This window comes from uncultured Bacteroides sp., assembly GCF_905207245.1.
Lineage (GTDB): Bacteria > Bacteroidota > Bacteroidia > Bacteroidales > Bacteroidaceae > Bacteroides.
Genome location: NZ_CAJLKP010000113.1, coordinates 1 through 12993, shown reverse-complemented (window position 1 = coordinate 12993; position 12993 = coordinate 1). Strand labels below are relative to the sequence as shown.

Here is a 12993-nt window from a genome sequence, read left to right as displayed (position 1 = left end):
GCGGGTGGGTAAGCTTACTATATCGCGCCGCTACAACCAACTACCTTTGCTGCGATCAAGCCCTGGAGGATTCGAAGGGAGCTGGCCGTATAGGACTTACCCGTTTTTTTTGTTTGCGGGTGCAAAGGTAGGCATTTTTATTAAACTTGCAATACTTTGCCCAAACTTTTTTCAACTTTAACAAGAATACGGGGGTAACAAACAATATTATTTATACCTTTGTGGCCATATTCCTAATGAAAGATGACAGAAAACAGAGGTTACTTACAACGATATGCCATGCTATTCGGCACTTACCTGGGGGGATTTTGGATTTTGAAGTTCATTCTATTCCCGCTGGGCTTAACTGTACCATTCTTACTCTTCCTTTTCGGGGGGCTGACCTTATGCGTGCCTTTCATGGCATACTATTATGTACGCATGTACCGTAATCATGTATGTGGCGGTGTCATCAGTTTCCTTCATGCATGGATTTTCACCGTATTTATGTATATGTTCGCCGCTCTGCTTACGGCCGTGGCACATTACATCTATTTCCGTTTCATAGATCAGGGATTCGTATTGGACACCTATGAGGGTTTGCTGAATAACTTCGAGGCAAACATACTACCGGGAATGGAGGTATATATCGACCAGTTGAAAGATGCTTTGAGCGTGATGCGTTCATTGTCTCCGATAGAAATCACCATGCAATTAATGTCTCAGAATGTATTCTACGGATCGTTGCTTGCCATTCCTACCGCCCTGTTTGCCATGAAGCGGCCACCAGTGGACCACATCGGGGGAAGATAGGGTGACAGAGTGGTGATAAAAGTAATTTCAATCGTAAATCTTAAAATCGTAAATAAGAAAGATGGATATTTCAGTTGTCGTTCCTTTGTATAATGAAGAAGAATCTCTTCCGGAATTGTACGCATGGATTGAGCGGGTGATGAAGGCCAACGGTTTTTCATATGAAGTGATTTTCGTGAATGACGGAAGTACCGACCGCTCCTGGCAGATTATCGAAGACCTGAGCCGGAAATCGGATGCCGTGCATGGCATCAAGTTTCGCCGTAACTATGGCAAGTCGCCTGCATTGTTTTGTGGATTCGAGAAGGCACAGGGAGATGTGGTCATCACAATGGATGCGGATTTACAGGATAGTCCGGACGAGATACCCGAACTATACCGGATGATTACAGAAGACGGTTACGACCTGGTGTCCGGCTGGAAGATGAAACGCTATGACCCGATTTCGAAGACCATTCCTACAAAGTTGTTCAACGCAACCGCCCGAAAGGTATCCGGCATAAAGAATCTGCACGACTTTAATTGCGGACTGAAAGCCTATAAGAAAGACGTGATAAAGAACATCGAAGTATACGGCGAAATGCACCGTTATATCCCCTACCTTGCCAAGAACGCGGGTTTCAATAAAATCGGCGAAAAGGTGGTTCAACACCAGGCACGCAAATTCGGAAAGACGAAGTTCGGCGGACTGAATCGTTTCTTCAACGGATACCTGGATTTGATTTCACTTTGGTTCCTGTCGGCCTTCGGAGTGAAGCCGATGCACTTCTTCGGACTTCTGGGTTCGCTGATGTTCATCTTCGGCTTTATCTCGGTAGTTATTGTGGGAGTCATGAAGTTGTATCACATGCACTACGGGATGCCCTACCGCCTGGTGACGGACTCCCCCTACTTCTACTTGTCGCTGACCGCCATGATTATAGGAACCCAGTTGTTCCTTGCGGGCTTCCTCGGCGAACTGATTTCGCGCAACGCCCCCGAACGAAACAAATATCAAATAGAAAAAACAATATAAAAGGCTATGAGAAAATTAGTAAAACTGGTATTGCTTTGTCTGATTGCTTACCCCATCGCCACCATCGTCTCTTCTTGCTCGGAAGATGAAGATTGCTCCATGAACGCCCGCCCGATGATGGAATGCTTCCTCTACACGATAGACAAGGAAAATAATAATACGGTGCTGAAAGATACACTCGATTCGTTAACTATTACCGCTTTTGGTACGGATTCCATCATCCTCAACAACCAGAAAAGAGTACATGGATTGTCGTTGCCATTGCGCTATACGGCCGACTCCACCGTACTGGTATTCCATTATAGCAAAGACCCCAAGATTAAAAAAGATACAATCGTTGTCCGCCAGAAGAATACTCCTTATTTCCTCTCTATGGATTGCGGCTATCAGATGAAACAAAGTATCACAGGCAGGGCATATAGCCGCCACAATCTTGATTCCATATACATTCAAAAAGCAGAAGTAATCAGCAATGGAACGGAAAATCTTAAACTCTTTTATCGTAATTAGTCTGGTGTTTTGCTGGCTGACCGGACTTCCGGTACGAGCGCAGAACACCAACCGTCCTCCTGCTTCCAATCCGCCTAAAGAAGAAAAGAAGGAGACGGAAGAGGTGTCTTTCCCGCTATATAATGGCGTAACCGTAAGCGTGGATTTATGGGGTATCGGTAGCAAAGTGCTCGGAGGTGATTTCCTAAGTTCGGAAGTGGCCGTCGACGTCAATCTTAAGAACCGTTTTTTCCCGATTGTGGAACTCGGATATGGCGGCACCGATGCATGGAACGACAATGGTACACACTACAAAAGCAATGCACCCTATTTTCGTGTCGGTATCAATTATAACGCTCTTTATAAGAAGAAATTCGATAACTACCTGTTTGTCGGTCTGCGATATGCCATGAGTAGCTTTAAATATGATATAGAAGCCCTTTCCGTAGACGACCCCATTTATGGCGGAAGCATCGGAAATCCGAATCAGACGGATGACATCTGGGGCGGTAGCCTCCCCTTCAATCATCAGGGCATGAAAGGGTCTATGCAATGGGTTGAATTTTGTGTAGGCATCCGTGCACACATCTGGAAGCAATTCTACATGGGATGGGGATTGCGCTTCAAATTCCGCACCAGCTCATCTACGGGAGAATATGGCGACCCGTGGTACGTACCAGGATTCGGAAAATATGGTTCAAACACGCTGGGCGTAACTTATACAATCACCTATAAACTACCATTCTAAAAACTATGACCGGATTAGAGATTTGGCTTCTTGCCGTGGGACTCGCAATGGATTGCTTCGCCATTTCTATTGCCAGTGGTATCCTTCTAAAACGTACGCTATGGCGGCCCATGCTGACCATGGCGTTTTTCTTTGGATTATTTCAAGCCATCATGCCACTTCTGGGTTGGGTAGGCGCCAGCACGTTCAGCCATCTGATAGAGAGTCTGGACCACTGGATTGCTTTCGCCATCCTCGCTTTTCTGGGCGGACGTATGGTCAGGGAATCTTTCAAAGACGAGGATTGCAAAAAAGAATATGACCCGAAAAGCCTGAAAGTGGTGTTGGCACTGGCCATAGCAACCAGTATTGACGCACTCGCCATCGGGGTATCATTCGCATTTTTGGGCGTACGAGACTTTTCGGAAGTATTGCCACCGGTTTCCATCATCGGCTTCGTTTCATTCGCCATGTCTCTCTTAGGACTTATGTTCGGCATCCGATTCGGTTGCGGCATCGCACGAAAGTTGCGGGCAGAACTTTGGGGAGGTATCATCCTGATTATCATCGGAACCAAAATATTAGTAGAACATTTGTTTTTCAATTAAACCTTAATTATGGAAAAGAAGGTACAGAGAAATTTCTTATGGATTGCCCTGCTCGTGCTGGGAACAATCTGGATACTTGCACGCCACAATCGTACAGAACCTTACACCACCGTGAACGGACTGATATTCGGTACGGTTTATAAAATCACCTATCAATATGATGGCGACCTGAAAGCCGAGATAGACGACGAATTGAGGCGTTTTGACGGTTCGTTGTCTCCTTTCAATGACACGGCCACCATCACCCGGATTAATCGCAACGAAGACATAGTGCCGGACACGTTCTTCACCCATGTATTCAACCGTAGTATGGAGATTTCCAAAGAAACGGACGGTGCATTCGATATTACGGTTGCTCCGTTGGCAAATGCCTGGGGCTTCGGCTTCAAGAAAGGGGCATTCCCCGACTCGGCCATGATAGATAGTTTGTTGGAAATCACCGGATATACCAAAGTGGCTTTATCCGAAGAAGGGAAAGTAGTGAAACAGGATGCACGCATGATGCTTTCGTGTAGTGCCGTTGCCAAAGGGTATGCGGTGGATGTCATCGCACAATTTCTTGCAAAGAAAGGCATCCAGAACTTCATGGTGGACATAGGCGGAGAGATTGTGGCACGTGGAGAGAACCCTAAAAAAAACTCGTGGAGAATCGGTATCAATAAGCCCGTAGATGATTCATTATCCATCAACCAGGAATTGCAAACAGTGCTGAACGTGAGCGATGTAGGCATTGCCACTTCGGGCAATTATCGTAATTTCTATTACAAGGACGGAAAGAAATATGCACATACCATAGACCCGAGAACGGGGTATCCTGTGCAACACAACATCTTATCCGCCACCGTAGTAGCCAAAGATTGCATGAGTGCCGACGCTTATGCCACCGCATTCATGGTAATGGGACTGGAAGAGGCGGAACGTTTCGCAAATGCACATCCGGATATTGATGCTTGCTTCATCTATACAGACGAGAAAGGAGAACTCCAAACCTATTATACGAGGGGGATGGAGAGGTTTATAGAGGACAAATGATAATTTATCGCGCTTCGCGCGATAAGTGACGAGCTACAAGCTACGAGTGACAAGTGCCTTTCGGTGTGATAGCCGGGCGAATAATTATTCACCCACGAGTACAGCGCAGCAACTCGTTACTGGTAGCTCGTAGCTCGTAACTTAATTTAGCGCAGAGCGCTAAATTATCATTTATAGAACACAAAATACACCGCCAGCACCAAGCAGACAAATGCCGCAAAATGGTTCCAGTGCAGGCTTTCCCCTTTAAAAAGCACGGTGGTGAACACGGTGAAAATGATAAGAGTAATCACCTCTTGAATAATCTTTAGTTGTATCAAAGAGAAAGGCCCGCCATTACCAATAAACCCAATGCGATTGGCGGGAACCAGACAACAATATTCACTTAACTAAATAGACTTGCCCAAGTGAAATTTTATACCTATATTTGCTTCATAATCAACATATTACATTATGATAAAAATTATAGGATACGCACGAGTTTCTACTACAAAACAAGACTTATCTCGACAAAAGCTAAAGATTAAGGAGTTCTGTGAGAACAACAATTATGAGTTAATTGAAATTATTGAGGACTTTGGAATATCTGGTGTGGTTGCAGACAGAAAAGGTTATATCGAATTACAAAGTAAAACCTACAAAGATGCAGACATGATAGTAATTTCTGAGTTATCACGTTTGAGCAGGCAAGAAGATGTAACAGAGACAGTTTACAACATTCAACAGATTATTAATAAAGGATTATCTGTAATACTCTTAGATAGTCCCAGTAAAATTTATGAAGCTAATAAACTTTTAGACATTACAGAAATACTTATCCTCACTATCAAAGCATGGGCAGCAGCACAAGAAAGATTGGATATTAAAAAGAAAAACCAAGATGGGAAGCAAGCTCTCTTCCAAGCTTATCCTTATGCAGTTGTAGACCAAAAAATACCTTATGGATATAAAGCAGTTCCTAACCCCAATGGGAAACGTCCTAAATATATTTTAGAAGAAGTACCAGAAGAAGTAGAGAATATAAAAAGACTCTTCGCTTTAGTAAACTCTGGTAAGACACTGGGAGCAGTAGCCAGATATTTCAATGAAAGGAATATTACTTTTAGAGGATATTACAGCACTGTTGCCATTCTAAGCAACTATATCCATAGTGATATTTATAGAGGAATCAGAAGAAGAACACAGAGATTAGGTAGAGAAGAACCTTATACCATCGAGGTTAGAATAAAACCTATTATCAGTGAAGAGGATTTTATGAAAGCACAAGAGCTGATTAAAAACAACTATAAAAATACTCCAACTGGAAAAGTCAATCATAATCCATTAAAAGGAATCATCAGATGTAGATGTGGGAGAGCCATGACTGTAAAAGACAAAAAGCCAGCAGCAGGAATTTCAAAACTAACATATAGATGTAGCTGTGTTGATAGGAAATCTCATCCAGACTTCTGTAAATATAATATTGATGAAGTTTCTTACGACCTTACGAATGAAATATTATATAGTCTTTTCAAATCTATGCACACAGCAGAATATATCAACTTCTTTAGGAACCAAACAGACAATAGAGTTACAGAGCTACAAGAGGAAATAGCTGGAATTGAGAAACGTTTATCTACCCTATATCTTGATAAAGAGAACTTATCTAATGAAAGCCAAGAAAATGCCAACAAGTTTCTACTCACCACCAATCCTACCCTTTTAAACATTATCCAAGAGAAACAGAACCAGTTAGATGAGAAGATAAAATCTATTGATAAAGAAATTATAAGATATAAAAAATCACAGAGTAAAAAGATAGCAGACATCGAAAGGATTAAAGATAATAATGGTAAAGAGAAGCTTCAAAACCTCAGCATCGAAGAACAAGGAGAACTATATCATAAATATTTGGAGAGAGTGAATTATATTCCTGTCACTACCATGCAGGGATATTATATTGTACAGTTCCTTAATGGAATTAAATTCTATATAGCTATTACGAAAGTCAGAAGCATTGCAATGGCTTCTCTCCTATTAGACAACTGGACGATTGATGAAAAAGGAATTATAACAGCTAACTATGATACTTTAAAGTCCAGTGATATGAAGAACTTTAGCATAGAAATGATTAGGAAAACAAAAACTATCACTTTACAAGAATATCTTAAAACAGACCTTGCAAAAGAAAGAGCCTTGCATCTTGACCTTAGTTATAGAGAAAGATATTTAGAAGAACTACATAAAGCAGGGTTGGATGGTAGGCTCAGACCATTAAAAAAGGAATAACTTCATCCTTTTTAATTATCTTTGCTTCCAAACCATATAAGCAAAGATATGAGACCAATTGAAAGACTTGAAGAAACTTATTTCCCTAAAGGCATAGAGTTACTTGAATACATGGAGGAGGTAGCAGTACTTTATGTACCAGATTATGATATAGACCATGAAACAGGAGAACAATATATTTATGGTACAACCGCCTTGCCCTTATTCATAAGAAGATACAATCAGAATAAACTATATGGTAACTTCACATACGAAGATTATATAGCCAATGAGGACATACAAAATACGCTGAAAGGCTTGGGTGTTGATATAGATAAGTTTTGGTTTCTGCTTCTGTTCATCTTTGATTATACTTGTGGAACGTGCTTGGACGGAATGAAAGCTACAGGCATTGGAATAGAACAGCTCACCAAATTCGCCAAAGCCATAGCTGATAACCATAAGAAGATTAACCAATTTGGAGTAAGTTTTAAGAAGCCTATCACAGTCTCTGTAAAGGTTGAAGGCAAGCATCAGATAGTAATTGACAATGTCAATGCCATAGGCTACTTGGCTACTACCATCATCAATAACCTAAAGGAGATAGAGGAACATCCTTGGATGCAGAGCCAACAAGTCAGCATGAACACCCATGCAGAAGAAAAGGAATCCGTTCAGATATGGCTGTTCTATAAGATGTTCAATGACTTCTTCAATTTATCCCCATACAATAAGCAGTTTAAGGTCAGACAAAAGAAAGGAAGCACCATATCACTCAGTAAGACATTGCTCATATCAAGGCTTATCTACTTCACCAAGCTATCTAAACATAGTAAATTCTCAGATGATGAAGATGTCCTAAAAGGCTACATCAAGCAATATAAAGACAAGAGAATTGATACTGTGAATAGCATATACTTCTAATAACGCACTGATAACCAATCAAGTCCTGCTCCGTACTATTAAGAGGGTACATAAAAGCAGGACTTTTTTTCTCTCTTTTAATCCTACTATTATATCCCATCTTTGTACCATCAAAACGATAGCGGACGAGCAACCAATTAAGAGGGGAAGTAAAACCACTCATTAATTTCTCTCTTTTAATCAGCCCAGAAGCCAGTAGCTTTGCAATATCAAAATTAACAAAAGCTGGAGTGCACCAGTCTAAAAACTGCAAAGAAGATATGATGACTATTTATTTTTATGGCAGCAATCGTGAAATCGTAGCAGAGAATGTAAAGAAGTGCTATTCAATGATTGAGAAATATGGCTTTAATGCTGCAATGGGTAAGATTAAGTTAGTTGGCAGCGAGGATTTAACAGGAGAGAAATTATTAAAGGTTTCCATTGTTCCCAAGTCCAATGCCAAACCTCTTTCAATAGACAACTGGATGCTGAATACAGAAGAGGTTACAGATGCCACTGAAAGAGCAGCAGCTAAAGCCCCAGTGGATGGACAACACAGGATGATAGCCATGTTCATACTGGAGGTGGAAGGCTATATTGATTTTAATGAAGAAGAAATGACTGAAACCATTAAGAAACCAGAGAATATGAGTTTGGCATTATTTACAGCCTCTATCAATAACGGCAGACCTTGGAATTACAAAGACTTTAGCAAATCAAAGTTCCAAACAGGAGACGAGAGAATTGATTATATTGAAGCACAAATTCAAGAAACAGGATTGAAGTCTGACGTAATCTATAGCTTTTATACATTAGGGCAACCAGAGGTTAAAGCTAATGTCGCCAAAGACCTTAAATTGGGCATAAACAGACTACCCAAATCTTTAAAGTTAAATGCAACCACCCAAGAGTTAGGCGATAAAGTTCTAAAGGCTTTTAAAAGCAGTAAAATCTCTGAATCCACATACGATAATGGAAGATTAGCAAAAGGATTTAAGCTGTTCTACAATGAATACAAACCAGAGATTAGCCAACTCCAGCAGTTAATCGCCATGATTAGCAAAGATGTGTGGTTTGGTAGTCAGAAGCCAGACGGTAGTGCAGAAGCCAAACAATATTACAAGAATTTTGAAAAATGGTTCCAATATATGAATGAGAGTAACAACAAGTCTGTAGAAACTGCATAACCAACTAACAATAAAGCCCATGTGACAGGTGGGCTTAATTCTTAAACAACTAAATAATAAAACAATGAACCCATATATCATACAATCCAGTTTATATTTAAGCACTATCTACGAAGCAATAATTGCTAAGCAAGAAATACTAAGAGCTAAAATGCAGCAATACAATGATGTCAAGCTCTACTTGTTCAGTTTCATTCTCCCAGAATATAGTTCTAATGAATATATTGCAAATAGCCTCAAACTTTATAATGAAAATGAACTGTTCCCCATTATTATAACTTCCATTACATATAAGGAAGTTAATAATCCAAGAATAGCTTTCAAGAATGAGAATGGAATTATACACTTAGTCCTATGTTTTGAACATAACAAGGAGGATTGACAAGGAGCAGGGAAATGTGAGAGGTTTCCCTGCCTACTTAATACTTCTGAATTGTGGTCTTATCATTAGTTCCCCACCTGTGAAGTTCTTACCTTTACAGTACCACAGACAGATAATCCCACCACACAGATTGACGGACTACAAACTATTCAGAATATCAAAATGGAAGAATTTACCTATGAACAAATAAGAGCTAAGGCTCTTAAACAGGGAATAAAAGATAATAAGGTTCATATTGGATTATGGGCTAATTTTAATAACTATCTAAAGACAAGGAGAAAGAAGAATGGAAAGGTTACTACCTATTATATCTCATTGCAGAAATTGGCTTACTGACAAGATAAAAATTGAAGCAGAGAGAATCATATTGTCAAATTTGGGAGGTGTGCTTATTCACTTTTTACTGCGTGTCTAAACACCCCCTCTCTACACTCCTACGCTACATTCCAATAAGACCCTTGCAATGTCCTTACGGACACCGCAAAGGTAATCTGTAAGCTGGGAGTGACTAAAATCAATGATATGTGGATTTATAACAATCATTTCTATAACAAGCTGAGCGAACTTAGAAAATCCAACAGGTTAAGTTCCTCTAAAATGAGATTCTTACTAAAGACCAACCAAATCATTTTAATTAAACATATTGAGCGATTGCCTTATGAAGCTACCATTCAAGGAATATACAGTAATGAGCAACAATCTGATTCAGAAGCTGGGTTGTGCTGATGTTTACAGGACATACGTGTTACTATTGACAGCAGACAAATATACGCTGACCACTGACACTACAATAGACCAACTTACATCATTCGTTGGTGATAAACCTGCCAACTATAAAGGTGGTAAGAGTTCCCAATCATTTAATGACAAGTTAAGAGCCACAGGGGAAGTCAGCATACAGAATAAGGACAGTGGTAGGAATGACAGGACTTGGACTGATTATATATTCTCTCCTGTCAGCTTTGGGCATTACAGAAGAATCAACAGGGAGTTTTACGATTCATACAACAAGACATTGGATTTAAAGCTAAGAGGATTTATACTTAAACTGTTCAGTGCAGCAGAGCCATACAGTCATACTATTACCTTATCTGTAAGGAGAATGAAAGAACTAATCCACATGGGACATGGCACTATCTCCAGCTACATAGACCAACTAAGGGAGATGGACTTATTGGATGAAGTTGGAGATTCAATCATTTTAAAGGCTAAAGGTTTGCTTATAGACTTGCCCAAGGATAAATATGTGGAGGAAGTGAAAGCTGCCTTTGAACATATGATAGCATTTAATGAGAGCAGAGGAAATCCTATTTCAAGGGAGTGCATGATTTACAAGAAGTACAAGGAGAATAATTTTGAGGGAGTTAAGGATATGCACGCTCTTATGAAATCATTATCAAGTGGCTTGGTAGGCAGAAAGCAGGAGGTAAAAGACAAGGAAGAACTGCCAGATTTAACCTTATAAAGTTATGGCAATTAAAAGCTCCAGACTACTAAAAAGATTTAGAGTTCTTTCTTTTAAAGGCATATTAGTTATATATTTGCAATATAACCTTATATATCAATTCAATGGCACAAATTTATCCTGACTTCTATACAATCCAGCATCTCCGCCAACCAGCAACAGAAGGAGAACTAATCCTATTAGACTTTTTACAAAAGAATCTAAATATGGAGTTTGAGATATATTACCATCCTTTTATAAATGGTGACAGACCCAATATTGTTATTCTTAAAAAGGGATGTGGAGCTATAATCATATCTGTAAATGATTGGGATTTAACTGACTATGCTATTAATGATGATTTGGATTGGTGGAATAATTCAACTTCAACAAAGGTTCAATCACCTTTCTCTCAAATAAATTACTATAAAGAGAATCTTGTCTCATTACACATAAGTACTTTCTTAGAGAAGAAAATGAATAAGTGGTACTATTCAAATATTATATATACACTTGTTTACTTCCATAAGATGTCCCAAGATAATATTGAGAAATTTATACATGAGAATATATCCAAGGAAGATAATAAGACCAAATTTTTAAAAGACATAAAATATATACAATATTGGGGATATGATTCTCTTACACTGCAAAACTTAGAAGAATATTTCAGCAAGATAAGAATAGAACAACCTTCTTTCTTATTTGATGAAGATATATACAATAATTTCAAACGCTATCTCAAGCCACCTTTTCATCAATTAGAAGAAGGGATTGATATTAAGTACACTAAAGCACAAGCAGAACTTATTAGAAGTGAAAGCAGACCCAGACGTAAAATAAAAGGGATTGCAGGAAGTGGTAAAACTCTTGTCCTTGCAAAGAGAGCTGTCAATGCATATCTAAGAACTAATAGTGAAATATTAATTCTAACATTTAATCTATCCCTTAAGAATTACATTCGCGACAAAATCAATGACGTAAGAGAGAGTTATCCTTGGGAGAAATTCTATATTACCAACTATCATCAGTTTATTAAATCAGAAGCAAACAATTATAACCTACCCATAAAAGGATTAAAATCTTATACAGATATTAATTTCTTTGAGCCTGTAAAGAATCACATTAAGAAGTACAAGGCTATATTTATAGATGAGGTACAAGATTACCAAACTGAATGGCTGGAAATAATTACCAAATATTTCTTATACGAGGATAGTGAATTTGTTGTGTTTGGAGATGAGAAGCAAAATATTTACAGAAGACCATTAGATGAGAACAAAGAACCAGTAATTAAAACAATCGCAGGAAACTGGAACAAATCTCTCAACTCTTCCAAAAGATTCACAAGTGAAATAGGAAAGTTAGCGATGAAGTTCCAACACCATTTCTTAGAGAATAAATACACCATTGACGATATGGTTGTGTTAGATAACCCTATGCTTGATTTTGAACAAAGGAATATTAAATATGCCAATATTGGAACGAAAGCCAGTACTGAAAGGATATTCAATATCTATAAAGGGACTTGTAAGAAATATTGCCTTAACCCAGCAGACATTACAATTCTATCTGGTACTGCTGATATTTTAAGAGAAGTGGAATACTCTATAAGGACACAATTAAAAGAGAATACAACCATTACATTTGAAACTAAAGAAGAATATGATAAAAAAGAATTAGAGCCAAAATCTAAAAACAACTTTGAAGAGAGGATAAATACAATCAGACGATACAGAAGAAATCACTTCTCAATAAAAACAGGAACTGTAAAGCTATCTTCTATACACAGCTTTAAGGGCTGGGAATCACACACAGTCTTTTTAATCATTGAGCCACATAGAAGTGATTCTATACAAGATTTTGAATCTGTTGAGCTTATATATACTGCAATAACAAGGGCACAAGTTAATTTATTCATTCTCAATATGGGTAATGAAAAGTACGATTCATTCTTTAATGATAATATCCAAAATTAATCTAACAGAACCACAAGCGAGACACCCCTACCCACATAAACACCCCCTCATAGCTCTTAAATAAAAAGAATGCTTTAGAAATGTAGTCTGATGGCTGACAGAAATAAGCATTCTTATTAATCTGAGAGGGGGCACGATGCACTATTGCCACTGCTTACCAATAATTTACTAATGCTCCTCATTTC

General features: G+C 38.9%; 11 protein-coding genes and 1 pseudogene. 11 read left to right on the top strand and 1 reads right to left on the bottom strand.

The features are described from left to right. Positions 1 to 243 precede the first annotated feature (243 nt). From QZ135_RS22685 to QZ135_RS22660, 6 genes are all read left to right on the top strand, one after another. Positions 244 to 792 carry a DUF4199 domain-containing protein gene (locus tag QZ135_RS22685; protein ID WP_294614959.1) on the top strand — a complete coding sequence of 183 codons (549 nt, stop codon included), beginning with the start codon at positions 244 to 246 and terminating at the stop codon, positions 790 to 792. Between the two features lie 61 nt (positions 793 to 853). Next, entirely contained in the window at positions 854 to 1807 is a 954-nt protein-coding gene (locus tag QZ135_RS22680) for a glycosyltransferase family 2 protein (protein ID WP_294614956.1), read from the top strand. A gap of 6 nt (positions 1808 to 1813) precedes the next feature. Next, positions 1814 to 2317 carry a DUF6452 family protein gene (locus QZ135_RS22675; protein WP_294614945.1) on the top strand — a complete coding sequence of 168 codons (504 nt, stop codon included), beginning with the start codon at positions 1814 to 1816 and terminating at the stop codon, positions 2315 to 2317. Next, complete coding sequence (locus QZ135_RS22670) at positions 2280 to 3044, top strand: DUF6048 family protein (protein ID WP_294614933.1); 765 nt, start codon at positions 2280 to 2282, stop codon at positions 3042 to 3044. The genes QZ135_RS22675 and QZ135_RS22670 overlap by 38 nt, the downstream gene beginning before the upstream one ends. 5 nt (positions 3045 to 3049) lie before the next feature. Beyond that, positions 3050 to 3631, top strand: a complete 582-nt coding sequence (locus QZ135_RS22665) for a manganese efflux pump MntP family protein (protein WP_294614930.1) — start codon at positions 3050 to 3052, stop codon at positions 3629 to 3631. Positions 3632 to 3640: 9 nt separating this feature from the next. Further along, positions 3641 to 4663 carry an FAD:protein FMN transferase gene (locus QZ135_RS22660; protein ID WP_294614927.1) on the top strand — a complete coding sequence of 341 codons (1023 nt, stop codon included), beginning with the start codon at positions 3641 to 3643 and terminating at the stop codon, positions 4661 to 4663. Positions 4664 to 4830: 167 nt separating this feature from the next. On the opposite strand, the pseudogene QZ135_RS22655 reads toward QZ135_RS22660, so the two are convergent. Then, positions 4831 to 5046 (bottom strand): annotated as a pseudogene (locus tag QZ135_RS22655) (DMT family protein); the annotation flags it as partial. A gap of 70 nt (positions 5047 to 5116) precedes the next feature. Here QZ135_RS22655 and QZ135_RS22650 point away from each other — a divergent pair. The 5 genes from QZ135_RS22650 (at position 5117) to QZ135_RS22630 (ending at position 12808) form a co-directional block, all read left to right on the top strand. Beyond that, complete coding sequence (locus QZ135_RS22650; RefSeq protein WP_262762025.1) at positions 5117 to 6931, top strand: recombinase family protein; 1815 nt, start codon at positions 5117 to 5119, stop codon at positions 6929 to 6931. A gap of 48 nt (positions 6932 to 6979) precedes the next feature. After that, positions 6980 to 7834 (top strand): hypothetical protein, encoded by an 855-nt coding sequence (locus QZ135_RS22645; protein WP_262762027.1) that lies wholly within the window; start codon positions 6980 to 6982, stop codon positions 7832 to 7834. A 260-nt stretch (positions 7835 to 8094) separates the two neighbouring features. After that, the gene (locus QZ135_RS22640) at positions 8095 to 9003 is read left to right on the top strand and encodes a hypothetical protein (protein ID WP_005924455.1); all 909 of its coding nucleotides are present in this window, start codon (positions 8095 to 8097) and stop codon (positions 9001 to 9003) included. Between the two features lie 1040 nt (positions 9004 to 10043). Then, the gene (locus QZ135_RS22635; RefSeq protein ID WP_294614920.1) at positions 10044 to 10850 is read left to right on the top strand and encodes a hypothetical protein; all 807 of its coding nucleotides are present in this window, start codon (positions 10044 to 10046) and stop codon (positions 10848 to 10850) included. A gap of 104 nt (positions 10851 to 10954) precedes the next feature. After that, complete coding sequence (locus tag QZ135_RS22630; RefSeq protein WP_262762030.1) at positions 10955 to 12808, top strand: ATP-dependent helicase; 1854 nt, start codon at positions 10955 to 10957, stop codon at positions 12806 to 12808. Positions 12809 to 12993 lie beyond the last annotated feature (185 nt).

Excerpts from the sequence above, each read along its gene's own strand:
- QZ135_RS22685 (WP_294614959.1), top strand. The coding sequence starts at position 244 with ATGACAGAAAACAGAGGTTACTTACAACGATATGCCATGCTATTCGGC.
- QZ135_RS22680 (WP_294614956.1), top strand. The coding sequence starts at position 854 with ATGGATATTTCAGTTGTCGTTCCTTTGTATAATGAAGAAGAATCTCTT.
- QZ135_RS22675 (WP_294614945.1), top strand. The coding sequence starts at position 1,814 with ATGAGAAAATTAGTAAAACTGGTATTGCTTTGTCTGATTGCTTACCCC.
- QZ135_RS22670 (WP_294614933.1), top strand. The coding sequence starts at position 2,280 with ATGGAACGGAAAATCTTAAACTCTTTTATCGTAATTAGTCTGGTGTTT.
- QZ135_RS22665 (WP_294614930.1), top strand. The coding sequence starts at position 3,050 with ATGACCGGATTAGAGATTTGGCTTCTTGCCGTGGGACTCGCAATGGAT.
- QZ135_RS22660 (WP_294614927.1), top strand. The coding sequence starts at position 3,641 with ATGGAAAAGAAGGTACAGAGAAATTTCTTATGGATTGCCCTGCTCGTG.
- QZ135_RS22650 (WP_262762025.1), top strand. The coding sequence starts at position 5,117 with ATGATAAAAATTATAGGATACGCACGAGTTTCTACTACAAAACAAGAC.
- QZ135_RS22645 (WP_262762027.1), top strand. The coding sequence starts at position 6,980 with ATGAGACCAATTGAAAGACTTGAAGAAACTTATTTCCCTAAAGGCATA.
- QZ135_RS22640 (WP_005924455.1), top strand. The coding sequence starts at position 8,095 with ATGATGACTATTTATTTTTATGGCAGCAATCGTGAAATCGTAGCAGAG.
- QZ135_RS22635 (WP_294614920.1), top strand. The coding sequence starts at position 10,044 with ATGAAGCTACCATTCAAGGAATATACAGTAATGAGCAACAATCTGATT.
- QZ135_RS22630 (WP_262762030.1), top strand. The coding sequence starts at position 10,955 with ATGGCACAAATTTATCCTGACTTCTATACAATCCAGCATCTCCGCCAA.